This is a genomic window from Pseudarthrobacter sp. L1SW (genome assembly GCF_020809045.1).
Lineage (GTDB): Bacteria > Actinomycetota > Actinomycetes > Actinomycetales > Micrococcaceae > Arthrobacter.
The window spans coordinates 76106-100933 of record NZ_CP078079.1; the positions used below are offsets into that span (position 1 = coordinate 76106).

General features: G+C 67.7%; 26 protein-coding genes. 17 read left to right on the forward strand and 9 right to left on the reverse strand.

All coding sequences use genetic code 11. The annotated features are described in order from the left end of the window. Positions 1 to 114 precede the first annotated feature (114 nt). The 3 genes from KTR40_RS00360 (at position 115) to KTR40_RS00370 (ending at position 3190) form a co-directional block, all read left to right on the forward strand. Positions 115 to 447: a CU044_2847 family protein gene (locus KTR40_RS00360; protein ID WP_139027312.1), complete on the forward strand. Its 333-nt coding sequence runs from the start codon at positions 115 to 117 to the stop codon at positions 445 to 447. 86 nt (positions 448 to 533) lie between these two features. Next, positions 534 to 1868 carry a phosphoribosyltransferase gene (locus KTR40_RS00365; protein ID WP_228404882.1) on the forward strand — a complete coding sequence of 445 codons (1335 nt, stop codon included), beginning with the start codon at positions 534 to 536 and terminating at the stop codon, positions 1866 to 1868. Continuing rightward, the gene (locus KTR40_RS00370; protein ID WP_228404884.1) at positions 1865 to 3190 is read left to right on the forward strand and encodes an erythromycin esterase family protein; all 1326 of its coding nucleotides are present in this window, start codon (positions 1865 to 1867) and stop codon (positions 3188 to 3190) included. Before KTR40_RS00365 ends, KTR40_RS00370 begins: the two co-directional genes overlap by 4 nt. A 4-nt stretch (positions 3191 to 3194) precedes the next feature. On the opposite strand, the gene KTR40_RS00375 is transcribed toward KTR40_RS00370, so the two are convergent. Further along, the gene (locus tag KTR40_RS00375) at positions 3195 to 4415 is read right to left on the reverse strand and encodes a glycosyltransferase 87 family protein (protein WP_228404885.1); all 1221 of its coding nucleotides are present in this window, start codon (positions 4413 to 4415) and stop codon (positions 3195 to 3197) included. Positions 4416 to 4476: 61 nt separating this feature from the next. Beyond that, positions 4477 to 5811: a glycosyltransferase family 87 protein gene (locus tag KTR40_RS00380; RefSeq protein WP_228404886.1), complete on the reverse strand. Its 1335-nt coding sequence runs from the start codon at positions 5809 to 5811 to the stop codon at positions 4477 to 4479. A gap of 308 nt (positions 5812 to 6119) precedes the next feature. Here KTR40_RS00380 and KTR40_RS00385 point away from each other — a divergent pair, with 308 nt between their 5' ends. The 3 genes from KTR40_RS00385 to KTR40_RS00395 all read left to right on the forward strand — a co-directional run bounded on the left by KTR40_RS00385 (position 6120) and on the right by KTR40_RS00395 (position 8848). Beyond that, positions 6120 to 6323 (forward strand): hypothetical protein, encoded by a 204-nt coding sequence (locus tag KTR40_RS00385; protein WP_139027315.1) that lies wholly within the window; start codon positions 6120 to 6122, stop codon positions 6321 to 6323. Positions 6324 to 6513: 190 nt separating this feature from the next. After that, the gene (locus KTR40_RS00390) at positions 6514 to 8010 is read left to right on the forward strand and encodes an FAD-dependent monooxygenase (RefSeq protein WP_228404887.1); all 1497 of its coding nucleotides are present in this window, start codon (positions 6514 to 6516) and stop codon (positions 8008 to 8010) included. A gap of 4 nt (positions 8011 to 8014) precedes the next feature. Then, positions 8015 to 8848 (forward strand): oxidoreductase, encoded by an 834-nt coding sequence (locus tag KTR40_RS00395; RefSeq protein ID WP_228404888.1) that lies wholly within the window; start codon positions 8015 to 8017, stop codon positions 8846 to 8848. A 19-nt stretch (positions 8849 to 8867) separates the two neighbouring features. Here the strand turns inward: KTR40_RS00395 and KTR40_RS00400 are convergent, their stop codons facing one another. Further along, the gene (locus tag KTR40_RS00400; protein WP_228404889.1) at positions 8868 to 9266 is read right to left on the reverse strand and encodes a VOC family protein; all 399 of its coding nucleotides are present in this window, start codon (positions 9264 to 9266) and stop codon (positions 8868 to 8870) included. 126 nt (positions 9267 to 9392) lie between these two features. Here KTR40_RS00400 and KTR40_RS00405 point away from each other — a divergent pair, with 126 nt between their 5' ends. Continuing rightward, positions 9393 to 9560 (forward strand): flavin reductase family protein, encoded by a 168-nt coding sequence (locus KTR40_RS00405; protein ID WP_370633155.1) that lies wholly within the window; start codon positions 9393 to 9395, stop codon positions 9558 to 9560. 69 nt (positions 9561 to 9629) lie between these two features. Here KTR40_RS00405 and KTR40_RS00410 read toward each other — a convergent pair whose 3' ends face one another. The 4 genes from KTR40_RS00410 to KTR40_RS00425 form a co-directional block, all read right to left on the reverse strand. Continuing rightward, positions 9630 to 10085 carry a hypothetical protein gene (locus tag KTR40_RS00410; RefSeq protein WP_228404891.1) on the reverse strand — a complete coding sequence of 152 codons (456 nt, stop codon included), beginning with the start codon at positions 10083 to 10085 and terminating at the stop codon, positions 9630 to 9632. A 279-nt stretch (positions 10086 to 10364) separates the two neighbouring features. After that, positions 10365 to 11633 carry an alkaline phosphatase family protein gene (locus KTR40_RS00415; RefSeq protein WP_228404893.1) on the reverse strand — a complete coding sequence of 423 codons (1269 nt, stop codon included), beginning with the start codon at positions 11631 to 11633 and terminating at the stop codon, positions 10365 to 10367. After that, positions 11630 to 13291 carry an alkaline phosphatase gene (locus KTR40_RS00420; RefSeq protein ID WP_228404894.1) on the reverse strand — a complete coding sequence of 554 codons (1662 nt, stop codon included), beginning with the start codon at positions 13289 to 13291 and terminating at the stop codon, positions 11630 to 11632. The genes KTR40_RS00415 and KTR40_RS00420 overlap by 4 nt, the downstream gene beginning before the upstream one ends. A 122-nt stretch (positions 13292 to 13413) precedes the next feature. Continuing rightward, positions 13414 to 14217 (reverse strand): IclR family transcriptional regulator, encoded by an 804-nt coding sequence (locus tag KTR40_RS00425; protein WP_139027323.1) that lies wholly within the window; start codon positions 14215 to 14217, stop codon positions 13414 to 13416. A 135-nt stretch (positions 14218 to 14352) separates the two neighbouring features. On the opposite strand from KTR40_RS00425, the gene KTR40_RS00430 reads away from it, so the two are divergent. The 8 genes from KTR40_RS00430 (at position 14353) to KTR40_RS00465 (ending at position 21545) form a co-directional block, all read left to right on the forward strand. Then, complete coding sequence (locus tag KTR40_RS00430; protein ID WP_139027324.1) at positions 14353 to 14856, forward strand: tripartite tricarboxylate transporter TctB family protein; 504 nt, start codon at positions 14353 to 14355, stop codon at positions 14854 to 14856. A 2-nt stretch (positions 14857 to 14858) separates the two neighbouring features. Then, positions 14859 to 16361, forward strand: a complete 1503-nt coding sequence (locus tag KTR40_RS00435; RefSeq protein ID WP_228404896.1) for a tripartite tricarboxylate transporter permease — start codon at positions 14859 to 14861, stop codon at positions 16359 to 16361. 51 nt (positions 16362 to 16412) lie between these two features. Continuing rightward, positions 16413 to 17423, forward strand: a complete 1011-nt coding sequence (locus KTR40_RS00440; RefSeq protein ID WP_139027326.1) for a tripartite tricarboxylate transporter substrate binding protein — start codon at positions 16413 to 16415, stop codon at positions 17421 to 17423. A gap of 27 nt (positions 17424 to 17450) precedes the next feature. Further along, positions 17451 to 18074 (forward strand): methyltransferase, encoded by a 624-nt coding sequence (locus KTR40_RS00445; protein ID WP_228404898.1) that lies wholly within the window; start codon positions 17451 to 17453, stop codon positions 18072 to 18074. 22 nt (positions 18075 to 18096) lie between these two features. Further along, the gene (locus tag KTR40_RS00450; protein ID WP_228404900.1) at positions 18097 to 18876 is read left to right on the forward strand and encodes an NAD(P)-dependent oxidoreductase; all 780 of its coding nucleotides are present in this window, start codon (positions 18097 to 18099) and stop codon (positions 18874 to 18876) included. A gap of 79 nt (positions 18877 to 18955) precedes the next feature. Then, a complete protein-coding gene (locus KTR40_RS00455; RefSeq protein WP_228404902.1) occupies positions 18956 to 20293 on the forward strand; it encodes a TRAP transporter large permease subunit in 1338 nt (445 codons plus the stop codon). A gap of 11 nt (positions 20294 to 20304) precedes the next feature. Then, positions 20305 to 20559, forward strand: a complete 255-nt coding sequence (locus tag KTR40_RS00460; RefSeq protein ID WP_228404904.1) for a hypothetical protein — start codon at positions 20305 to 20307, stop codon at positions 20557 to 20559. Continuing rightward, positions 20556 to 21545 carry a cyclase family protein gene (locus tag KTR40_RS00465; protein WP_228404905.1) on the forward strand — a complete coding sequence of 330 codons (990 nt, stop codon included), beginning with the start codon at positions 20556 to 20558 and terminating at the stop codon, positions 21543 to 21545. Before KTR40_RS00460 ends, KTR40_RS00465 begins: the two co-directional genes overlap by 4 nt. Before the next feature lie 16 nt (positions 21546 to 21561). Here KTR40_RS00465 and KTR40_RS00470 read toward each other — a convergent pair whose 3' ends face one another. Then, the gene (locus KTR40_RS00470) at positions 21562 to 22284 is read right to left on the reverse strand and encodes an SDR family NAD(P)-dependent oxidoreductase (RefSeq protein WP_228404907.1); all 723 of its coding nucleotides are present in this window, start codon (positions 22282 to 22284) and stop codon (positions 21562 to 21564) included. Positions 22285 to 22357: 73 nt separating this feature from the next. Between KTR40_RS00470 and KTR40_RS00475 the strand changes: the two genes are divergently transcribed. After that, a complete protein-coding gene (locus KTR40_RS00475; RefSeq protein WP_228404909.1) occupies positions 22358 to 23023 on the forward strand; it encodes a GntR family transcriptional regulator in 666 nt (221 codons plus the stop codon). After that, positions 23020 to 24192: an MFS transporter gene (locus KTR40_RS00480; protein ID WP_228404911.1), complete on the forward strand. Its 1173-nt coding sequence runs from the start codon at positions 23020 to 23022 to the stop codon at positions 24190 to 24192. Before KTR40_RS00475 ends, KTR40_RS00480 begins: the two co-directional genes overlap by 4 nt. On the opposite strand, the gene KTR40_RS00485 is transcribed toward KTR40_RS00480, so the two are convergent. Next, positions 24193 to 24765, reverse strand: coding sequence for an MOSC domain-containing protein (locus KTR40_RS00485; protein ID WP_228404913.1), 573 nt, complete (start codon positions 24763 to 24765; stop codon positions 24193 to 24195). Positions 24766 to 24828 lie beyond the last annotated feature (63 nt).

Sequence of the window (24828 nt, forward strand, 5' to 3'; positions counted from 1 at the left end):
CGCCGCTCCGGCCGGGCCTTTCGGCACTGTCAGCTGCGCTCCGGACAGGTGTCTACTGGAAGCGCACCGGGACCCGGCAACCGTCCTTTCGCGCTGATGTTTGGAGGCACCGCCATGACTGAAGTAGTCCGCTATGAAGTGGGATCCGGGACAATCCTGGTTGAAGTGGATGACAACAGTTACGGCGTGGACCATCCCGGCCGGAATGAGCAGGGGATCCTGGATGCCGGCCGCCGGCTGGAGGACGCGCTCGCCGCCGTCCGCCCCGCGGCCGCGGCTGCTGTGGACGCCATGCGGGAAATCGGGCCGGAGCACATGGAAGTGGAGTTCGGCGTGAAACTCGCTGGAACGGCGGGGGCGGTGATTGCCCGGAACATTGCGGACGGCCACTTTGTCCTGCGGATGTCATGGTCGGCCGCAGCGGAGATTCCGTTTGAGGAAGAGTAGCAGGCCCGCAGGGGAGGGCCGGGTCAGGGATAGACGGCTGGCGGATGCCTGGCCGATAACCGGTGTCCACGCGAAAGGGTGGCCTGATGTACGAATTCCTGGACAGGGTTGATGCGGGCCGGAAGCTGGGGTTCGTGCTGGACCGGTTCCGGGCGGACGATGTGGTGGTCCTGGGGCTGCCCCGCGGGGGTGTCCCGGTGGCGGCCGAAGTTGCCAAGGCCCTGAATGCCCCGCTGGACGTCATTGTGGTCCGGAAACTCGGCCTTCCGTTCCAGCCGGAGGTGGCCATGGGCGCCATTGGTGAAGGCGATGCCCGGGTCCTCAACCAGCGCGTCATCTCGCTCGCCGGAGTCACGCAGGACGATATCGAGGCCGTTGAGCGGCGCGAGCGTGTGCGGCTGGAGTCCAGGCTGGAACGGTACCGGCAGGGGCGGCCCCGGAAGGACCTGGCCGGGCGGACCGTCATCATTGTGGACGATGGCATCGCAACGGGCTCGACGGCGCGTGTTGCCTGCCAGGTTGCGCGCCACCTGGGCGCGGCGAAGGTAATCCTGGCAGTTCCTGTGGCTCCGGCGGACGCGATGGGCTCACTGTCCGAGCCGGACCAGGCCTACTCCCTGATCAGCGCGCGGAACTTCCAGGCCGTGGGGTACTACTACCGCGACTTCTCGCCCACCACTGATGAGGAGGTGGTGCAGTTGCTCGATGCCGCCGCGCTGCGTGAACGCCTCGCCGGGGCGGGGACTGCCGGCATCGACCAGGATGTGGAAATCGAGGTGGACGGGGTGGCGCTCCACGGTGACCTGCACCTCCCGGAACCGTGCAGCGCGGTGGTGGTCTTCGCCCACGGCAGCGGGAGCAGCCGGCACAGCCCGCGCAACCGCTACGTTGCCTCAGTCCTGCAGGGCGCGGGCCTGGGCACCCTGCTGCTGGACCTGCTCACCCCTGCCGAGGAAGTGGACCGCGGGAATGTCTTCGACATCGGCCTGCTGGCCCAGCGGCTCAGCGCGGCAACCCGCTGGCTGAACACCAGGAGCGACACGGCAGGATGCAAGGTGGGCTATTTTGGCGCCAGCACCGGCGCCGGTGCCGCCTTATGGGCGGCGGCCGAACCTGATCCGGAGGTGGACGCCGTCGTTTCCCGCGGCGGCCGCCCGGACCTCGCAGGCCCGCGGCTGGCAGCGGTCCGCGCACCTACCCTGCTGGTGGTCGGGGGCGCGGACACCCAGGTTCTTGCCCTGAACCGGCAGGCCATGGACCGGATGCGGGCGCCGGTCCGCCTGGAAGTGGTCCCAGGGGCAACCCACCTGTTCGAGGAGCCCGGAACGCTCACCCAGGCTGCAACCTTGGCCAGGGAGTGGTTCGCGCGGTACCTGCTGCGGGAAACAGCCCCGGAACGCGCACCTGAGGTTCCGCTGTGAACAGGGCTACTACGTCAGTGCCGGTACGCCACGGGCAGGAGCTGGAGGAAATCCGCCGGCTGGCGCACCCCCTTGCAGCGCCGCAGGACCTGGACGCCCTGATCCGGCGGGCAGCAGGGGCGCGCTATGTCTGCCTGGGTGAAGCGTCCCACGGCACACGGGAGTACTACCGCTGGCGTGCGGTGATCAGCCGGCGCCTTATCGAGGAACATGGGTTCACCTGGATCGGTGTTGAGGGTGACTGGCCCGACTGCTGGCGCATCAACCGCTGGGTCCGGGGGCAGGAAAACCAGGACCTTGATGCGAACCGGCTGCTCGCCGGTTTCGAACGCTGGCCCACCTGGATGTGGGCGAACTACGAGGTGGCGGAGTTCCTGGCTTGGCTCCGCGAATGGAACCTCGCCCGCCCTGAACAGCTGCGCGCCGGCTTCTACGGCCTTGACGTCTATTCCCTCTGGGACTCGCTGCGGGAGATCTTCTCCTGGCTGGAGGCCAACGCCCCAGATGCCCTCCCCGCCGCGACACGGGCCTGGCAGTGCTTTGTTCCGTTCGGAGAGGACCCGCACCGCTACGCGTGGAGCAGCCGGCTGGTACCCGCATCCTGTGAGGCGGATGTGGTGGGCCTGCTGACGGAGGTGCGGCGCCGGACGCTCGGCCGGGCCAAGGACGATCCCGCCGCGTTCGACGCCGTGCAGAATGCCATGGTGGCGGCCAACGCCGAACGCTATTACCGGACCATGGTGCGGGGGGACCGGCAGTCCTGGAATATCCGTGACTACCACATGAGCGACACCATCGACCGCATTGCCGCCCACCACGGACCGGGTTCAAAGGGGCTGGTATGGGCCCACAACACCCATGTCGGCGACGCCCGGGCCACGGACATGGCGCAGGGCGGAATGGACAACATCGGACAACTGATGCGCCTGCGGCACCCGGGGGAGGTGGTACTTGCCGGGTTCGCGTCCTACGCCGGCTCAGTCACCGCAGCGGAAGCCTGGGGCGCGCCGGAGCAAACAATGACGGTTCCGGCGGCCCGGCAGGGAAGCCACGAGGACCTGCTCAACAATGCCCTCGGCGAACCGTCGCTGCTGGTTTTTGGCAGCAACCGTACCGGCCGTTGGCTGACTGAATGGCGCGGGCACCGGGCGATCGGCGTGGTCTACGATCCGGAGCGCGAGGCCGGCAATTACGTTCCCACCCGGATGGCAGGACGTTATGACGCGCTGTTGTGGATCCCGCACACCACCGCGCTCCGGCCCCTGCACCACGAGCAGAAGCCCGGCGAGCCGGAATTCGAAACCGAGCCTTCGGGTTTCTGACGGGCTAGGCGCTGGCCGGCACCGCCGCGGGCTTCCGGCCGAGTTCCGCCGTCCGCTTCACGGACCACCAGAGCAGCACCACGAGGAGTACGTTGCGGGTGGTGAGGATCGCCGCCATGACCGGGTGGGCGTGGATCAGCGGCGTGTAGAACAGGGGATAGATCACGAACGTGGTCATGGCGATCCCCATGAGCAGCGCCGCCGGAACCTTCCACCTGTTCCAGTCATGCGTGAGGCCGGCGATGATCACCGGCGCTAGCCAGATGATGAACTGCGGGGAGCCCACCTTGTTGAACACGATGAACGCGGTGACCATCATGAGCGAGCCCTCGAGGAACAGTTCCTCCCGCTCGGCGCCGCGGTTCAGTGCGCGGACGAGCAGGACGGCAGCGACGACGGCGGCGAGGATGAGGAGCGGCTGCATCAGGAACGCAGCCGTGCCGGCACCCGGGCCGTAGACCTCCGTGGAGTTGATGGCGGTGTTGTCCGCCATCCTCGAGCCGGCGATGTTGAAGACGCTCAGCCACACCCAGGGCGTGGAGAAGGTCGCCTCCAGCTGCATGCCGCGCTCGCCCTGGTTCAGGAGGAAGTCCAGGATGTGCGGCAGCCCGCCGGACAGCCACGTCCCCAGCGCCACAACGGCGGTCACGGCCACGCCGGAGAGGAGTATCCGGATCCGCTTCCGGCTGGCGATCACGATGGGCACCAGCACGGCCGCGGGCCACACCTTGATCCACGTGGCGATGCTGAGCAGGATGCCGGCCACCACCGGCCGCGTCGCCGCGTACAGCAGCGCGATCAGCACGATGGGCGCGGTGATGCCCTCCACGCGGGCGAAGCTGAGGTAGCCCATGAAGACAGTGAAGAACAACCACCACCACGCGGGCGCAATGCCGGTCACCTTCCGCGGTCCGCGGGTGAGGAAGGCGAGGCCGACGGCGTTGAGGGCTGTGATGATCAGGAACCAGGCCAGAAGGTACAGGTCCGGTCCCGCGATACCGGCGAGGAAGATGGGGATCTGGGCCAGCACCGGGTAGACCCAGGGGCTGATCTTCCCGTCCGGGTCCTGCGGGCTGTAACCGTCCATGGCCCACTGGCGGTACTGTTCCGTGTCGCTGAACGTATCGCCGTGCAGGAAAAAGGACGCCATCCAGCCCAGGAAGTAGAGATGGACGACGGCGAAGCCCCACCACACGCTGGACGGGCGGGCGAACCAATCCACCACCTTGGCGGGCAGGACTTTCGTGCGGACGGTGACCAGCCGGTCAAAGAACTTCGTGGAAATCTCAGGACTCCTTCAGCGCGGGAGCCGCTGCGGGCGTCTTTTTGCCCAGCAGGTAGAGGCGGCGGACGCTCCACAGGAACAGGACCACCAGGAGGACGTTGCGGATGGTCAGCACCAGCGCCATCCAGGGGTTGTTGTGGCTCAGGGCGTCGTAGAAGAGCGGGTAGATGAAGTACGTGGCCACGGCGATGACGATCAGCATGGTGGCCGGGACGCGCCATTCCCGCCAACTGTGGGCCAGCCCGACGGCGACAGCCGGGGCGAGCCACACCATGAACTGCGGGGAACCCACCTTGTTGAAGACCACGAACGCGGTGGCCAGGGTGAGGGCGCCGGCCAGGAGAAGCTCCGTGCGGTCCACGCCGCCGCTGATTTTGCCGTTATGCAGCGCCCAGAACGTCATGCCGGCAACCAGCAGCGCGGCCAGGACCAGCAGGGGCTGCATCAGCACCGACATCAAGGCCGTACCGGGGCCGTCCACCTGCATGGAGTTGATGTCCGTGTTCATGTACATCCGGGAACCGCCCACGTCCAGGACAGACAGCCAGAGCCAGGGCGTAGTGAACGTGGCTTCGAGCTGCATGCCGCGGTCACCCTGCTGGGTGAGGAAGTTCAACAGCTTGGGGACGCTGCCCAGCGCAGCGGCAAGCGCAACGACGCCCGCCGTCGTCGCAATTCCCGCCAGTACCACCAGGATCCGGTTCCGGACGACGGCGAACAGTGCCAGCATGACCGCTGCCGGCCAGACCTTAACCCACGTGCCGATGGCCAGCAGGACGGAGGCGATGAACGGCCGGCCCACGCCGTACGCCAGGGCAACCAGCACCAGGGGGGCGGTGAGCCCGTCCACGCGGGCGAAGCCGAGCCAGCCCATCATGAAGGTGAAGGCGAGCCACCACCACGCGGCGGGGATGGCGCTCCGGTCGCGGCCGCGGCTGGTCAGTTTGAGGAGGGCCCAGCCGTTGAGCAGCGTGGTCATCAGGACCCAGAGGAAAAAGAACGGTCCGGGCCCGGCGACGCCTGCGATGGCCATGGGGATCAGCGCCAGGATGGGGTAGACCCACGGGCTCGGCCCGCCGCGGAGATTGGCCTCGTTGAACCCTGCCATGGCCCAGTCGCGGTAAATGAAGGTGTCGCTGAAGGCCTCGCCGCGCAGGGACAGTGAGGCGGCGAAGACCAGGAAGACCAGGTGCACCACGATGAACCCGCCCAGCAGTCCGCGCCCGGTGTTCAGCCGCGTCCGGGCGGGTGCAGGAAGGATGACGTTGCGGATCCGGGTGAGTCTGCCGAAGAAAGCGTCCGTGGAAATGGCGGGATCCTTGTCAGGTTGTGGCACAGGTGTGGTGCTGCGCTGGTTGCTTGGTTCTGCCGCCTGGCGTTGTTCAGGGGCATGGGAGAGCCGTCAGAAACAGCGCCCACTCCTGTCCAACTCTAATTCACGGCCTTTGCGGCCCCGTAATTGCCTCCGCACCCGGCAGCGTCAGTGCTCCTGACCTGCGGCAACTTCTTTGGTTGATTTTTCAAGTTGCTGGCGGTGGGCTGCTGGGGGACCATGGTCCGAGGCGCACCAACTGCGCCGCTTCGTCTGCAGCCTTGGGGAGCGCAGGTGACTGCCCCTGACCCCCCTATCCACGAGGCCCGACCATGAACTTTCCCCTGACCCTGACCGTTGCCGACCGCCACAGCATGGACGCTGAACTCGACGCCGCCGTTACGGCCGCCAAGGCCCATGCCCTCGCCGGGAAGCGCCACGGCATCCTGGTCACCCGCCTCGGGGTCGACAGGTTCACTGTGGACCTCAGTGAGGCCGTCCCCTTCGGCCTCACCCGCGAACACCAGGCCTGGTAACCCCCTCTTTAACCATCGATTGCTCCGTACTTGTCGTTTTCAGCCTCGAAAACGACAAGTACGGAGCAATCGATGCTTAATTCCTGGACTCCTTCCATTTCCAATGTACCGCTGGGGGCGGGGCTTGCGGCAAGGCCGGTACCCGGCCGGATAATCGCAGGGCCGGACACCGGGAGAACGGGAGCAAGCGATGACTGGGCATGCGGTAGTGATTGTGGGCGGCGGCCCCACCGGGTTGATGCTGGCCGGGGAGCTGGCGCTGGCAGGAGTTGACGCAGCCATTGTGGAACGGCGCCACAGCCAGGAGCTCGCCGGTGCGCGGGCGGGCGGCCTGCACGCCCGGACCATTGAAGTGCTGGACCAGCGCGGCATCGCCGGGCGGTTCATCGCGGAGGGGCAGGTGGCCCAAGTGGCCGGATTCGCGCAGACCCGCCTCGATATCAGCGACTTTCCCACCCGCCATCCGTACGGGCTGGGGCTGTGGCAGAACCATATCGAACGCATCCTGGCGGGCTGGGTGGCGGAGCTGCCCGTAACGTTCCATCGCGGGACTGAGGTGACGGGCCTCGCCCAGGACAGTGCCGGCGTCGACCTCCACGTCCGGGACGGCAGGACGCTGCGCGGCAGCTACGTGGTGGGGTGCGACGGCGGCAGGAGCCTCGTGCGCAAAGCTTCCGGGATCGATTTCCCCGGCTGGGATCCCACCACCAGCGCACTGATTGCCGAGGTGGAGATGACCGGACAGCCGGAGTTTGGTGTGCACCAAAATGCTTTTGGCATCCACTCCTTTGGGCGGCGGGAGTACAAGATCGTGGATGGCAATGTTGTCTACGCGGACAGCGGGCCGGTGGGGGTCATGGTGACCGAGGAGCACGTGGGGCCAGCGACGGAACCCACGCTGGCCGATCTCCGGGCGGCCCTGATTGCCGCCTGCGGGACTGATTATGGCGCTCACAGCCCCACCTGGATTTCCCGGTTCACGGACATGAGCCGGCAGGCGGCCGTATACCGTGACCGGCGGGTCCTGCTCGCGGGCGACGCCGCGCACGTGCATGCACCGGACGGCGGCCAGGGCCTGAACATCGGGGTGCAGGACGCGGTGAACCTGGGCTGGAAGCTGGGGCAGGTGGTCAACGGCGTGGCTCCCGACTCCCTTCTGGATACCTACCATTCGGAGCGCCACCCCGTGGCCGCCCGGGTGCTGCGCAACACCATGGCGCAGAGCGTGCTGCGCCGCCCGGACCCGCGGATCAAGGCGGCAGGGGAAGTTGTTGCCGAGCTCCTCGGCATGGAGGAGCCCCGGAAGCGGTTCGCCGGGATGCAGTCCGGCCTGGATGTCCGGTACGACCTCGGCGAGGGCCACCCGCTGCTGGGGCGCCGGATGCCCGACGCCGACCTTGTCACCCGGGAAGGACCCCGCACGGTGTATTCGCTGCTGCATGACGCCCGGCCGCTGCTGCTGAATCTGGGGGTGCCGGGCGCCTTCGACGCTTTGCCGCGGCCGGAGCGGGTGAAGCTGGTGGACGCCCGCTGCGATGGTCCGTGGGAGCTTCCGGTGCTCGGTGACGTCACTGCCCCCGGCGCCGTCCTGGTCCGGCCCGACGGGTATGTTGCCTGGGTCGGGGAGGGAAAGGACGCGGACCTCAGCGAGGCGCTGGCCAGGTGGTCCGGACCCGCCCTAGGTTAGGAGCATGACCACCAAAACGGCCCTTGTTACAGGAGCATCCTCAGGCATCGGGGAGGCCGCCGCCCTCAAGCTGCAGGGGCTCGGCTTTACCGTGTACGGCGCGGCCAGGCGTGCGGACAGGCTGCAGGAACTGGCGGCGGAGGGCATCCGGCCGCTCGCCATGGACGTGACGGACGAAGCGTCCATGAGTGCTGGTGTCGAGGAGATCGTCGCCGGGACCGGCCGCATCGACGTCCTGGTGAACAACGCAGGCTACGGCTCCTACGGTGCGCTCGAGGATGTCCCCATCGATGAAGGCCGCCGCCAGTTCGAGGTGAACGTCTTCGGCGCCATCCGCCTGGCGCAGCTGGTGCTGCCGCACATGCGTGCGCAGCGTTCGGGCATCGTCGTGAACATCACCTCGATGGGCGGGAAGATCTACACTCCCCTGGGCGGCTGGTACCACGGGACGAAGTTCGCCCTCGAGGCACTCAGCGACTGCCTCCGCCTGGAGGTCAAGCCTTTCGGCATCGACGTTGTGGTCATCGAGCCAGGCAGCATCGCCACGGAGTGGGGCGGCATCGCCGCCGACAACCTGGAGGAGACCTCAGGACACGGACCCTATGCAGCCCAGGCGAAAGCCGTGGCCAAGACGCTGAGGGCGGAGGCGTCCGGAAACCGGAACTCGCCGCCGTCGGTCGTGGCTGATGCAATCGGGAAGGCGGTGACCGCCTCAACCCCCAAGACCCGCTACGCCATGGGCTTCGGAGCCAAGCCGTTGATCACCGCACGCCACCTGCTCGGCGACCGCCAGTTTGACGCACTGATCAGCCGCGCCATCGGACTGCCGCGCAACTGACGGGGAAGCGGGACACCGGTCAGGAGCCGCCCGGGTGCGCCTCCCTGACAGCGGGCGGCGTGGCGCCCTGGAGGACCCAGCGGTTGCCGTCCGGATCGGCGAAATGGGCGAACAAGACGCCGCCCATGTCCTGGACCTCGCTGATGTCCGCGCCCCGGCTCACGAGTTCCCCGCGCGTCGCAACCAGGTCCGGCACCACCAGCTGCAGCCCCTCGAGGCTGCCGGGCGCCATGGCTGTCATTCCCGTGCCAATGACGATCGAAGCGGCGGAACCTGGCGGCGTCAGCTGCACTACCCTCATCCCGGGAATGTGCTCCACATCGTGGTCAAGTACGAAGCCCAGCTTCTCCGTATAAAAGGACTTCGCCCTGTCCACATCGGACACGGGTACCTGCACAACCTCAAGGCGCATCTCCATCCGCCCACACTATCCCGTCAAAGCCGCTGGTCAGGAGGCTGCTTCGTTACGCCATGCTTCGGGGCATGAACGCGTAACTCTGCGTCGCCCCTGGGCAACCCCGTACTGGGCCAGGCGCTCGCCTGGGTGGATTGCGAACTGCATACCGAGTACGACGGCGGCGACCACACCATCGTGGTGGGCGCCGTCCGTGCCCTGGGGGCGCGGGATGGCGCCGAGCCCCTCCTCTTCTTCAAGGGCACCCATTTTGAAGGAGTGGAAACCCGCGCCAGCCGGCTGGAGAAGGTCGCGTAACGGGCGAAGAACGTTCATGGGCCGGACGCCAGATGTGCTCGCCAATACCGGATCTTCACGCAACGTAGATCATGACCCGGCCGAGACGCTCGCAGTGCGGAGCCATTTCAGGGCCTCCTGCTCGTCTGTGAAAAACCTGCTCGGGCACTGTGGCAAGGGCAGTCCGCGCCGTCCGTGGGCGATGACCCGGTCCACTGACGTGCTGCCGAGGATTGCAAAGGCTGTGACGGTAATGGCTTCGCTGAAGACACGGACGGCATCTCGGCTGACATGCTTGACGCCCGTTATCTGCAGTAAGACCGCACAGCCCGCGCCTCCGGTCAGGGTCAGGAAGCGCTCCCGCACGGAGGTTCCGTCCGCGGCAGTAATCTGGCTTCCGGGACGCAACGTAATCCGGAGAATACGTTCGCTTTCAACGGTGAGGGTGAAGTTCGTTTGGCCGGGGTCTGAGGCTGCGGGTCCGTCGCCTGAGCTCTCGTCAGCCAGGGAACGTTGTTCGACTTCGGCATGGACCTGTGTGGTCATCAAATCCCCCGGATGCGGTTCAACGGCGCCTCCGCCGGCGCAGTGAGCCCCGTTTACCCCAGGGCTTTGCAGGTCAGAGTACCTCGGGGTTGACCTGGGGTCCATGAAAGATCGGATACTGGTCCGAAGCCACGGTCTGGGCACCTGCTCACGGCGACACCGTGCTGCTCATCGGCTCGCTCCTACAGCTACGGGACGATGTTCTCCACGCCCTTAAGCCGAGCAATCCTGCGGCAGCCTGGCCGCCTCAGGCAGGCTCCCGGGATGTACGCCGCCTCCTCAGCCGCTGAACGCCGTCGTCCTGGCAACGCCGTCGTAGCCACCGGCTGGTGCCTTGAGCCCGTACAGGGCGCCGACCGTCGGAGCCACGTCCACCGTCCGCGCCGGGTCAGACGACGTGCGGCCGCGGACCACGCGGGGGCTGCCGCCGGAGATGAAGAACGGGATGGGCTCGGTGGCTGGGTGGCCGTGGTTGCCGGGAATGGGGTTCGAGGCGATGTAGGGGTCCGAGAACCGCCAGCCGGCGCGGCAGAAGGCCACCAGGTCCCCGGCCTCCGCCCCCAGCCGAAGCTCGGCAGGCGAATGCACTGACAGCACGCCGGGGTGGGCCTGGACCAGGGTGCTCGCGGCCTGGAGGCCTGCCGATTTCTGCTCCGCGGGGCCGGTCCAGTACAGCAGGTCCGCGCCGCCGTTTTGGGCCACCGTGACGGAGGACCGGAGGTCCGGCCGGGCCTGGAGGATCAGGTCCACCGAGACCACATTGGTGGGCAGGGACCAGTCCATGGAGTGGTCCGCAAGCACCACCAGGACGCTCGACTCCCACTTGCCGGCCTCAACCAGGTGGTCCACCAGCCGGCCCACCTGCAGGTCGGTGTCCGCGAGGGCGGCGCTGCGTGCTGTCTGGAGGGTGGTCCCTGTCAGGTCCGAGTGCCCCATGCGGTCAACATCGCCGAGGTTGGTGAACGTGAAGTCCGGATCGGGGCCGCTGACGATGGCCAGCAGCGCGTCCATGGTGGCGGCGTCCGGCGCGTGCCCTGTTACCGGCAGCAGCGGCGAAGGCTCCCAGCGGTAGCTCGCCCGCGTGCCGAAGATCCCGTACAGGTACTTCTTGCTCAGGACGGAGGCGGTGGTGAGGCCGGACGCGCCCAGGCGTTCAAGCAGCGTGGGAAAGCGGAGGTCGGTTTCGCGGTCCATGTCCCGTGCTGCCCCTTCGGCGGCATCAAAGACCGAGTTGGCGGGCACTCCGGACCTGTCCGGCCGGACGCCGGTCATCATCATGACGTGGTTGGGGATCGTCTCCATCACCGGCAGGGACCTTGCGGCCGGGAAGTTGGTGCCCTCCGCCCGCAGCGCGGCGAGCCGCGGGGTCAGCCCAGGCGTGATCTCGTCCGGCCGGCAGCCGTCCACCACAAGGACGTAGGTGCGGGTCCGCGCGGCGCCGGGATCCGCCGTCGGACCGGCCCACGAGGTTCCGGGCGCGGCGGAAAGGACGACGGCGGCACTTCCGGCGCCGGCGAGGCGCAGGAACTGGCGGCGGTCCGGGTTCACAGCGCGCCGCCGGTTGCCGGGACGGCTTTGCCGGTGCCGGCACCCACCCTGAACGAGGTGGACAGCGTGGCCGCCGAGGCCTGCGCAGTCCGGTCGGCAAGGACGTACCAGTCCATGCGGACCCCTGCAGGCGTAACGTCCAGGACGGAGTAGCCGTGCGAGTCGAAGTCGAGGTACTTCACGTGGGGGTTGGCCGCCCTGATGGCTGACTCCACCGCCAGGGAGGAGGTCCGTGGCGGCGCATTCAGGATGTCGTCCAGGTTGTCGCTGGTCACCGACGTGCAGACCAGTTCTGCCGCCACCGAATCGCCCGTAGTGGGATAGGTCAGGGGGTCGGCGGGGAGGTCGCAGGCCCACCCGGAGTGGATGTCGCCGGTGAGGAAAACGGTGTCCTTGATCCCCTGGTCCCGCAGGTGCCGGACCACCCGGCTCCGGTCGGCCTCATAGCCGTCCCACTGGTCCACGTTGTAGGGGACGCCGTCGATGGTGGTGCCGCCCATGAGCTTCTGGACCCCCGCCACTTCCGCCAGGCTGAGCGTGGACGGAACCCGGACGGGCGCAATCATCACAGGATTGCCCACCAGCTTCCACTGCGGGCCGCCGGAGGTGAGGTTGCCCAGCAGCCAGTCCATCTGCGCAGCTCCCGTGATGGTCCGGTCCGGGCTGTCCACCGCAGGGTCCAGCCCGTTGGCGGCCTGCTGGCTCCGGTAGGAGCGGAGGTCCAGCATGGACAGGCTGGCCAGCGAGCCGAAATCAAGGCGGCGGTACAGCGGACTGCCTGGCTGGTAGCGCACGGGCATCCACTCCGCATAGGCCTGGTTGGCCGCCGCGCGCCGTTCGGCCCACAGGCCTTCCGCGCCCTCGGTGTGGTTCTCCGCCCCTCCGCTCCAGGCATCGTTGGCCGCCTCATGGTCGTCCCAAGTGACGATGAAGGGTGCAGCCAGGTGCAGGGCCTGCAGGTCGGCGTCTGTCTTGTACTGGGCGTGCCGGCGCCGGTAGTGGGAGAGGGTGGTCATTTCGACGGCGGGATGGTGCGGGCGTACGACGACGTCCCTCGCCTGGTACTCCCCGGGTGCGTACTCGTAGAGGTAATCGCCGAGGTGCAGCACGGCGTCGAGGTCCCCGCGCTGGGCGAGGTGGCGGTAGGAGCTGAAGTAGCCTGCCTGGTAGTTCGCGCAGGAGACCACGCCGAAGCGCAGCTGCTCCACCTGGGCTCCGGCCGCCGGTGCGGTCTTGGTCCGGCCGGCGGCGGAAACCGCCCGGCCCACCGAGAAGCGGTACCAGTAAGCCGTTCCCGGCTGCAGGCGTCCGGCCACCACCTTCACGGTGTGGTCACGCTCCGGCCCGGTCTTTGCTGATCCCTTGGCAACAATCCTGCCGAAGGCGGGATCCGCTGCCACCTCCCAGTTCACTGTTGCAGCCGGGCCGAGTCCCGAGCCGGGCGTGGCTTCCGGGCTGGGGGTTACCCGGGTCCAGAGCACCACGCTGTCCGGGTGCGGGTCACCGGAGGCAACTCCATGCGCGAACAGCGGGTCAGCCGCCTGGGCAGGGCTTGAGACGAGGGGCACTACCCCGGCGACGGCCGCGGCAAGGCCGCCTGCGCGGAGGACCTGGCGGCGGGTGGGCGATTGTCTGTACTCGCGGGTAACAAAAGGCATGTACTCCAGTATCAACGCCCCCTGCGGCGTAATCGGCGGATTTTGCCGGATGTTCACCGAACGTCCCACCGCGGTTCTCCTGCGGTTCCGCCGCCCCGGGCGCGGGGCTGCGTGCAAGCCTCCTAATAGACGGAGCCCTCGAGCAGTTCGGACAACCTGCGGGCGGCGCGCCGCAGCTCCGGCACATTGGCCTTGATTTTCTCTTCGGTCGTCGCCTCTGCCGGGCAGTTCAGTGCCATGGCCTCGTTGGCGCGGCCTGCCCTGTTGGTCAAGGCAACCCCGACGGAGAGCACGCCCACGACGCGCTCGTTCGCGGAGTACGCGTAGTCCACGCCTGGCCCGGGCAGCCGCGACCGCAGCTCCTCAACCGTGAATCCCGGCTCCTCATGGCCGGCGGCGATCGCGCCCGCCACGACCTGTTCGAGCTCTGCGTCAGAGGCGTCCGCAATCAGGATTTTCCCTGCCGCGCCGCGGGTCAGCGGCAGGCGCTTACCCAGGGGAAGGTCGTACTGCATGGGCGCCTCTCCTTGAACCCGCGCCACCAGGATCCGCTCGTTCCCGAGCCGGGTATGGAGAGACACGGACATGCCGGTCTGCGCTGCCAGCTGTTGCAGGACCGGACGTCCCGCAACCGCCAAGGGATCGTTCTCAAGGAAGCTCTTTGCCGCCGGAAGCACGGCCGGCCCGATCCGGTAGGACTTGTCTGTCTGGCTCACCATGCCGAAATCCTGCAGCACCCGCAGGATCCTCAGGGTGGTGGGCAGGCTCATGCCGCACGTCCTGGCGAGGTCGCTGAGCCGCTGCGGCCGTTCAGCCCGCTGCAGTTCCGCGAAGACCTCCATGGCCCGCGAGAGGGAGCGCATATTCGAGGCCTTGGGGCCCTCGTCTGCCGCGCTGTCCGCGGACGGGGGTGTCATCGTCGCCATCCTTTCATTGTATGTAAGTTCCTTGCGCTTGACAGCAGGTGTGTCTGCTGTCACTATTTCTCTGTACGCAATATAGTTTCATTGTATGAAATGCAACGACACAGCGTGAAAACCACGCACAGTAAGAAGGAACCAATGACAACGGAGTCAGTGATGACCAAACCAGCGAGCACCGGCCGAGTGGCTCCCTCCGTGCTGGTGGGGATCGGCGCTTTCGCAGCCGTCGGCGCCTACGTCCTGGTCACCTCGATCGATCTCGGACTCTGGACGTCCCTGGGCCCCGGCCCCGGACTCTTCCCGTTTGCCATGGGGGCTGTCCTGGCAGCCATGGCGGTGGTGTGGCTGCTCCAGGAGCTCCGCCGGCCCAGCGAAGCCACTGAAGGCGTTGACCGCGGACTGGTGATCGCCGTGGTTCTCAGCCTGGTAATCCTCGCGGCCGTGATGGACCTGCTCGGCTTCCAGCTGAGCATGTTCCTCTTCCTCCTGTACCACCTGAAACTTCGCGGGCGCAGGACCTGGGTGTCCTCGCTGATCATCGCGGTGGCCGGAAGCTTCGGAGCGTTTTACGCCTTCAACTACGGCCTGAACGTCGCGCTGCCGGTGTCCGCCCTTCCCTTCCTTAACGCGATCGGACTCTAGACGTGGATGTCTTCAACGAACTGATGGGCGGCTTCGCGGCCGCCATGACCTGGCAGAACCTGCTGTTTGCCTTCCTGGGCTGCCTGCTGGGCACTATCATCGGTGTCCTGCCCGGCATCGGCCCCGTCGCCGGCGTCGCCCTGCTGATCCCCCTGACGCTGAACATGGATGCGACCGGGGCGATCATCATGCTGTGTGCCATCTTCTATGGCACCGCCTACGGGGGAACCATCACCAGCGTCCTGCTCAACACCCCCGGTGAAGCAGCTTCGGCCATCACCACTATCGACGGCTACGCCATGACAAAGATGGGCAAAGCAGGCGCCGCCCTGACCATCGCCGCCGTCGGATCCTTTGTGGGCGGCACCATAGCCACCCTGGGCCTGGTGGCTGCCGCCAAACCGCTGGGAGAACTCGGCCTGCTGGTAGGTCCGCCGGAATTCTTCGCCCTGATGGTGGTGGGCATCTCCCTGCTTGTCGCGCTCGCAGGCAAATCCATGGTCAAGGCGGTCATCTCCGGCGCCCTGGGCCTGCTGATCGCCATGGTCGGCATCGACCCGGTGGCCGGCGCGCCGCGCTTTACCTTCGGCATGGACCGGCTCCTGGACGGGGTCAGTTTCGTGGCGGTGATCGTGGGCGTCTTTGGACTCTCCGAACTGCTCTCCTACCGCAAGGGCGACCAGCCGGCCGCGGTCCACGCACCCAACCTGCGCTCGCTGCTTCCCACCGGCAAGGAATGGCTCCGCAGCGCCCCGGCCATGGCCCGCGGCACCGGCATCGGCTTCGGCCTGGGCCTCATCCCGGGCATGACCGGCTCCGTGTCCTCGCTGCTCTCCTACGGTGCGGAAAAGAAGTTCTCGCGCAACCGCCACGAACTGGGGAAGGGCGCCATCGAGGGCGTCGCCGGTCCCGAAACGGCCAACAACGCCCACGCGAACGCGGCCCTGATCCCGCTGTTCACCCTCGGCATCCCGGCCTCACCCACCATCGCCGTGCTGATGGGCGCATTCCTGCAGCAGGGCCTCACCCCGGGGCCCACCCTTTTCACCGAGAACTCCGAGATCGCCTGGGCCATCATCGCCAGCCTCTTCATCGGCAACCTGATCCTGCTCCTGCTCAACGTCCCGCTGGTGGGCCTCTGGACCTCCATCCTCCGCGTCCCGTCCTCGATCCTCACCGCCCTGATCCTGCTGTTCATGGTCATCGGCGCCTACACCATCAACTTCAGCGTCTTCGACGTCTTCGTGATGATCGGCTTCGGCCTCCTGGGCCTGGCACTGCGCCACCTGGACATCCCGCTGGCACCCATGGTGCTGACCCTGGTGCTCGGGCCGCTGATGGAACGCTCCCTGCGCGAATCCCTCGAGATTTCCCAGGGTGACTTCAGCATCTTCACCAGCCGTCCCATTTCCGCCGTCCTGATCGGCCTTGGACTGCTGATCATCTTCAGCCCGCTCCTCAAGCTCCGCAAGCCGAAGGCGCTCAACGAAGACCCCGAAACCTAAACCCCAACCAACTCCACTTTCACCCATCCCCACCTTCAAAGGAGAAGACCCATGAAAACCCGTATGCGCCTCGCCGCCGCCCTTGCCGCGGCATCCCTGATCGGACTGACCGGCTGCGGTGCCAACGCCGGTGCTACCGGTGCTACCGGTGCCGCCAGCGACTTCCCGAAAAAGGGCAAGTCCATCGACCTCATCGTCGCCTTCGGTTCAGGCGGCGCGGTGGACACCGCCGCCCGGCTCATCCAGCCGGTCCTCGAAAAGGAACTCGGAACCAACGTCGAGGTCATCAACAAGCCCGGCGCCGGTGGCCAAATCGGCTACACCCAGCTCACCAGCGCCAAGCCGGACGGCTACACGATCGGTGCCACCGGTTCGCCGTCGGTAGTCGTTTCACCGCTGGACCCGTCCCGCGGTGCCAAGTACACCCGCGAAAGCTTCCAGCCCCTGGGCCGGCATGTCATCGACCCCGCGGTGATCGCCGTCCAGCCGGACAGCCCGTACCAGACGCTCAAGGACCTCCTCGACGCTGCCAAGGCCAACCCTAAGTCCATGACCGCAAGCACCACGGGACTCCAGACGGGCGAACACTTCGCCCTGGCCCAGATCCAGGAAAACACCGGCTCGGAGTTCGCCCCGGTCCACTTCTCGGAGGGCGCATCACAGGCAACCACGGCATTCCTTGGCAAGCATGTTGACATCCTGGTGGCCAACGTCAGTGACGTGAACGATCTCAGCAAGCAGGGCAAGGCGCGGGTGCTGGGAGTCATGTCCGAGGAGCGTGCACCTTCCCTGCCGGACGTCCCCACGTTCAAGGAATCCGGCTACGACCTGATCGCAGGCACCGCCCGCGGCTACTCCGCCCCGGCCGGCCTGCCCGCCGACGTGGCCAAGAAGCTTGAGGCAGCCATCCAGAAGGCCATCGAGGACCCCGCCGTGGTGCAGAAAATGAAGGACCTTGGCCTGCAGACCAGCTACCTCAACGGCGCCGACTACCAGACGTTCTGGGCAAGCCAGGAAGGGGACTTCAAGAAGGTCCTTCCGCTGGTCCAGAAAAAAGACTGACTCCCGCAACGTAAGGAAAGACCCGCCATGACAACCCCCGCCATCGACGCAATCGATTTCCCCCGTCCCGACACGGACGTGGTCGAGCGCCTTGCCAAACTGCCCGCCGCCAACATCGGCGACGCAGTAGACCGCCTCGGCGTCGCGGACTCCGCGATCCAGGCCGTCTGGCCAGGGGCCCGGCTTGCCGGGCCGGCCTTCACCGTGTGGACGCGCCCCGGCGACAACCAGGGCATCCACAAGGCCCTCGAACTCGCCCGGCCGGGAGACGTCATTGTGGTTGCCGGCGGCGGGGATGAGTCCCGCGCGCTGCTTGGGGAGCTCATCGGTGAACGTGCCATCAACCTCGGCATCGCCGGCTTCGCGCTGGACGGAGCAGCGCGCGACGCCGAAGCGCTGGGTGAGATTGGCATGCCCGTCTTCGCCCGGGCTACTTCCCCCGCAGGCCCCTACAAGAACGGCCCGTACCGCCTGGGGACGCCGCTCGCCTTCGGCGGCGTCCCCGTCCTCCCGGGCGACGTGATCATCGGCGACTCCGACGGCGTGGTGGTCATCCCCCGGGAGCAGGCGGCCGCCGTCGCCGAGGCTGCGGAAGCAGTGTTCGCCGATGAAACCAACCGCCGGCAAGCCATCGTCGCAGCCCGCGGCTAACGCAAGAAAGACAGAGAAAACCATGACAGCGGTAACCGTCATTGGCCTCGGCGAAGCCGGAGCCACCTACGCCGCGGCACTCCACGCCGCAGGCCACCGGGTCACCGGGTTTGATCCCGTTGCCCCCACTACCCCCGCCGGCGTTACCCGCGCCGCATCCGCAGCCGAAGCCAGCACAGGAGCAGACATTGTCCTGGTGATGACGGGCGCCGCCGCCGCGCGCAGCGTCGCCCAGGAGTGCCTCCCGGCCCTCGAAGAAGGCAGCTGCTACGCGGACTTCACCTCCTCCTCGCCCCAGGTGATGCAGGAACTTGGACAGTTCGCCAGCAAAGCCGATTTCGCCGACGTCGCCATCCTCGGGCCGGTCTCCGCGCTGGGCGAGAAGACCCCGCTGATGGTGAGCGGACCGGGTGCGCAGGCTGTGGCTGACCTCCTCGGCCCGCTTGGCGTCAACGTCGAAATTGCTGAAGGGGAACCCGGGGCGGCCATGGCCCACAAGCTCCTCCGCAGCGTCCTGATGAAGGGCATGGCCTCCGTGGTGGTCGAGGCCGTCACTGCCGGCCGGGCGGCCGGGCTTGAGGAATGGATCCGGGCCCAGATCGCGAGCCAGCTGGCCGGTGACGGGCAGGCAGTCATTGACCGCTTCCTGACCGGCACGGCCAAGCATGCCGTCCGGCGCTCGAAGGAAATGCAGGACACCGCCAGCTACCTGGGCGATCTTGGAGTGCCTGCCGAGATGACCACCGCTTCCGCGGCTGCGCTGTCCCGGATCGCCCTGGAAACCGCACCGGCCTTGCGCTGACCTAAAAGTCCGGCAGAATCAGGAACAGGTATTACATGACCCACCACATCACCGGCGTCCCGCCGTCAGGAGCAGCAGCATGATCGGCATCTGGGCACTTGGCGCCTACCTTGCCGTCATCCTGTTGTGGACCACCGTGCTCAAGCGCAGCGTGGGGGAAGCCATGATCCTCGGATTCCTGGCCGTGCTTCCGTTCACCGGAGCGGCAGCGGCGCAGATCGGCTGGGATGCGCTGTACTCGGCCATCACGGACGAGATCGTCTACGCCACCATGGCGTTTGTGTTCATGGGCTACCTGCTGGACAAAACCGGCGTCCTGGACCGGCTGATCGACCTGCTCAACTCCCTGATCGGCGGGGTCAAGGGCGGGCCGGCGTGGGTGTCCACCGTGGCGTCCGCGGGACTGGGCAGCGTGGTCCACAACCAGGCGGCCATCGCCGCCACGGTGGGATCGGTGACCATCCCCTGGATGGAGAAATCCAAGCTGGACAAGCCCGCTGCTGCCACCCTGGTGGCGGGGAACGCGGGAATGGGCATCACGTTCCCGTTCAGCGCCTCAATGTTCGTCCTGGTGGGCTCGGCCACCGTGGGGCCCCTGCTGGACGTCAACGCGCTGGTCCTCCCGCTGCTGTTCGGCGGACTCTGGTGCTTCCTGCACCGGCTGATCGTCACCTGGCTGCTGGTCCGCAAGAGCGGCATGGCCCCGCTTGACGCCGCCCACCGGCTGCCGGTCCGGGCCGCGTTCGGCCGCGGCTGGGCCACCCTGCTGCTGTTCATTGTGGTGGCCATCCCGCTGGTCATCACGTCGGGTGCCGTCGCCAAGGCGCTTTCGGACTGGACCGGGGGAGATGTCTCCAAGTCCGTCAGCGTGATCGTCTGGATTCCCGTAGTCCTCATCATCACGGGCCTCCTGCTGGGCCGGAAGAAGCTGCCCAGCGACGGCCGGGCGTGGTGGACGCTGCTGCAAGACTCCGCGCCGCGCTTCGGCATTGTGGGCGTCACCGTGGTATTCGCCTTCGCCGGCGCCAACGCCCTGGCCGCCACCGGCCTGCCCAAGCAGATGACCCAACTGCTCAACGGGATGAACCTGCCGCTGTGGATCCTGGCCATCCTGATCGGCCTGATCGTCATCGCGGTGGCAGCGCCCCTGTCCGCCACAGCGACCATGGCCGCCGTCGGAACCGTCGGCGTCGCAGCCCTGGTGGCGGCCGGCGTCCCGGCCACCACTGCGGCCGTGGCAGTCCTGGTCTTCTCCTCCTGCGAGGCGGCGGTCCCGCCGGGAGGTGCACCGCTGTATGTGGCGTGCGGCATCGCGGACGTGGACCCGATCAAGACGTTCCTCCGGCTGCTGACCCACTACGCCCTGCCGCTGCTCGGCATCGGCGTGCTGATCATCCTCGGCGTCCTGCCCATCTAAAGGAAGTCCCCATGCACTCCATCCGAAGGGCCGTTGAAGTCCTCTTCGTCCTCACCCTCGCAGCGCTCCTGGTTGGCGGCGTGGCGTTTGTGGCCGGGCAGGCCATAGCCCTCGTTGCCGGCCAGGGTGAGTGGCTCGCCCTGCTCAACAGCACCATCAAGGCGCCCATCTGCATCGCGGCCTCCATCTGTGCCATTGCAGGGTTCCTGCTCAGCTACAAGCGCCGCCAGAACCAGGAACAGCCGCAGAAAGCAGGGGCGCGGTGACGCCTGCCGCCGGCGACGGAAGGTACCCGACGTTCGCCGAACTCCTCCGCCGGGAGGGCGCATTGGCGGGCACCTCCTGGGGCCTGTTTCCGGACCCAACCCGCGGGACGCCGTCGTTCATTACTCCCCAAACGGTGCTGGACGCGCGGGACTCCATCCGGACCGGCACTGCCTTTGGCCTGGACTATCCGGCGGACGCCTTCGACCCCGGCATGTCGCTCAAGCGTGGCGCGCCCCGGCACACCATCTACTCCTCGCACCCGGCCCACCGCGACGACTTCCTGGACGGCTACTACCTCCAGGGGTCCTCTCAGATTGACGGTCTGCGGCACCGCCGGGCGGACGATGTGGGTTTCTACAACGGCACGCCGGATGACCTCGTCAGGGAAGGCAGGCCGGAGCTGGGCATCCAGGAATGGGCGGACCAGCCGATTGCCGGCAGGGGAGTGCTGCTGGACCTGGCCGGATACCGGGCCGCCCAGGCCGCTCCGATTGACCATGCCGCCGGCGAGCCGTTGGGCCTGGACCTGATCGAAGCGGTGCTGGACGCGCAGTCCGTGAGCCTCCGCCAGGGCGACATCCTGATGCTGCACACCGGCTGGTGCGAGTGGTTCCTTGGCCTGCCTCCGGACGGGAAGCAGCGGATGCGGGAGAGCCGCCGCGCCACCGGTGTTGCCCAGTCGGAGGAGTTCGTCGCCTGGGCGTGGAACCACCGGCTGGCGCTCCTCGCCGCAGACAACTTCGCCTTCGAATGCCTGCCCGCCCTGCCCTCCAGCCCCTACCGGAACTCCGCCCCGAACGACCACGGCATGATGCACCAGCAGCTGCTCGCCAAGCTGGGCATGCCGCTGGGGGAGCTGTGGCGCCTGGGCCCGCTCGCCCGCCACATGCGGACTGCGGGCCAGTGGGACGCCTTCATCACCATCAAGCCGCTGAACATCACCGGCGGCACCGGATCACCCGCGAACGCCACCGCGCTGATGTGATGCCGGGCGGGCTTGGTTAGGCCATGCGTTCTCCGGTGACGCTTGCCAAGTGGTCCAGGAGTCCGTTCTGGAACCGTTCGTCGCGGACGGCGTGATGCGGATTCTCCCGTTTCTGGTGGTACCAGTAGCCGCCGCTGGTGAGCGCCGCCGGGTCATCGCTGGTGGCCAGCCACTCCTGCGTCAGGTGGCCCAGCCGGAGATCGTCCGGGGCGCCGGTGCCGCCCATCCTGGTGGGCACCCAGCCGGGATCCACGGCGTTGCTGAGGACGTCCGGCCATAAGCGGGCGACGGCGGCCGCGAGGGCTGTGAGGTAGAGCTTGCTGTCCGAGTAGGTCACCTTGGCGTCGCGGCCGAGCCGTGCCGGATCGGGGCGGCCGCCGCGGTGCATGCCGCTGCTCACGTAGACCAGCCGCCGCGGGCGGTGGATGAGTGCGGTGAGGAGGTAGGGGGCCACAACGTTGACTGTGAAGATGTCCGGGCCGTGCAGCACGCCCGCGTTGTGGATGACGGCGTCCACCGGGCCCATCCGGTTGACCTGTACGGCGACGTCCCGTGTTTGCTCCGGGTCAGCGAGGTCGCCGGTCACCACAGCGGCGCCGCGGTCCACGAGGTCCTGGACCGCGCCAAGGCGGGCAGCGCTGCGTACGTGCACGACGACGCCGTGCCCGTTCTCCAGCAGCGTTCCGGCCGTGTGGCGTCCCAGCCCGTCAGCGGAACCGGTGATGAATATGCGCGGCACTGCCCCTCCAGAGCTGTTGTGGCTTCCGCCGCGTGTACTTGTATACAAGTAAAATAACCGTGGAGGTTCCCCCATGCCAGATTCACCCGCCCGGAACACGGGCGCCCATCTTGTCTACGCCGAGCTGAAGCGCAAGATCCTCACCCTCGAACTGAAGCCGGGGGAGCGCCTCTACGAGCCCGCAATGGCGTCCGCGCTGCAGGTGAGCCGCACGCCGCTGCGGGAAGCCATCCGCCGGCTGATCTCGGAGGACCTCCTGGAACAGCAGCCCACTGGCGGGGTGCTGGTGCCGGTACTGGACGCAGCAGTGATTTCGGAGCTGTATGAAGTCCGCGCGGCGATCGAGTCCCTCATGGCCCGGAACGCCTGCATCAAAGCAACAGCGGCGGACCTCGAAGCCCTCCACGCCATCCTCGCCCGCAACGCCGCGCTGGTGGAGTTTGCCGACGACGCAATGCAGCAGGGCATGGCGCTGCACGCAAAGATCGCCGCGATCGCCGGCAACTCGTGGGCCCGGCGCTTCCACGGCCAGGTCTCCAGCCAGATGGAGCGGTACCGGCATTTCACCAACAGCACGCAGGAACGGCGGGACCAGGCCCTCGCCCAGCACCGGACGCTGGTGGACGCCCTCGCTGCCGGCAACCCGGAGCAGGCCGCCAAAATTGCCTTCGAGCACGTGCTGGGAGCGCGGGATGCGGCGCTGAAGGCCATCGCGGGCAGCGGCCTGGCCACCTCATGATCGGGGAGCTCGGACGCCGCTCGGCCACTGCCCTCCTCATTCACTCCGCGCTGATCCAGGCCGTGACCTTCCTGGTCCGGCCGGCCGCCACCTACCGTGCCCTGGAGCTGGACGTTCCCGGGTTTGCCCTGGGCCTGCTGGCGGCCAGCTACGCCGTCTTCCCCCTGCTGCTTGCCGTTCCGACGGGCGGCCTGGTGGACAGATTAGGTGAGCGCCGGCTCATGGCCATGGGATCCGCCGTCGTCCTTGCCTCGTCTGCCTTCCTGTTGCTGTGGGGTTCGTCGATCGCAACGCTGGTCATTGGAACCGCCCTGCTGGGCGCGGGCCAGCTGGCATGCGTTGTTGGCCAGCAGGCCGTGGTGGCCAACAACGCCGCCGCAGCCCGGATGGATTCCGGCTTCGGATACCTGACCTTCGCGGCGTCCCTGGGCCAGGCCCTGGGGCCGTTGGCCATCTCCCTGGTGGGCGGGGCAGCCGTCCGCCCTGACACCCAGGCAATCTTCCTCCTCTCCGTCTGCATGGGCCTGGTGCTTTTCCTGACCACCTTCGCCGTGTCCGCCAAGGTCAGCGGCGGGAGGAAGACCGCCGCTGCCAAGGGCACCAACGGCAGCGCTGTTTCGCTGCTGAAGACACCCGGTGTTGCCCGTGCGCTCGCCACCAGCGCCACCGTCCTCGCCGTGGTGGACCTGACCATGGTCTACCTCCCCGCACTCGGAGCCGACCGCGGACTGAGCGCGGCAACCGTGGGCGCCCTGCTGACTGTCCGGGCCGTGTTCTCGATGGTTTCCCGGATCCTGCTGGGACGCGCATCCCGGAAACTGGGGCGGATGCGGCTCCTGGTGCTGAGCCTCGCCCTGTCCACCGTTGCGCTGGCGGTGGCCGCAATTCCCATGCCGGCGTGGCTGCTGTTTGGAGTCATGGCCGTGCTGGGACTCGGCCTCGGAATCGGCCAGCCGCTCACCATGTCCTGGCTGTCGTCGCAGGCGCCGCCCGGCCAGCGCGGCAGGGCGCTGGCCCTCCGGCTCGCGGGAAACCGGGTGGGCCAGGTGATCCTTCCCAGCGCCATCGGCGGGGTGGCGGCCGGGCTTGGCGCAGCCGGAGTCTTCCTGGCGTCGGCAGTTGTGGTGGGCGGGACACTCCTGCTGCTCCGGGGCGTCGAGCTGGACTAGCTACGGTAGCCGGCCGGGCCGCAGCAGGCTCGGCACGCCTGCCTGCCCGGGATCCAGGGGAACCGGACTGACCAGGACGGCAGGGCCCCGGTACAGGATGCCGCTCGACACCACGCGGCAGCGGATCCCGCCCCTGCCGCGCATCGCAGCATGGCTTCCCGGCGCCAGCACCTCGTTCATCCAGGCGCAGGGGTGCGCGGGACGCCCGCCGTGGAACCCAACCCCGGAACCGCCCGATTCCAGCGTGAAGTCCTGCCCCAGCAGCGGAGCAAGGTGCGCTCCGCGGAGGATCACGTTTCGGCGGGTGGCCAAGGGGTCAAACGGCCCGGCCGCAAGTTCCGAGGCCATGGCTTCCAGGGCTTCGACGGCGAACAGCGTCACGGCGGCGTCCATATGGGCGGCTTTTCCGAAGAACCGGTCGCCCACGATGCCCTTGCCCGCCACCACTTCCGCGGCCTGGGCGTCGAACGTCGGCACATCGGCGGCACCGTCCCGCGCCCGCCCAAAGTAGGCGTGCCCTGGTGACACCAGCAGGTGCAGGATCTCCACGTCATACCGGTAGTGTTCGGCCATACCGCCAGCCTAAGGCCAGGGCGGATAACGTCGGCAGAAAGTCATCCGTCATACATCCGGGAG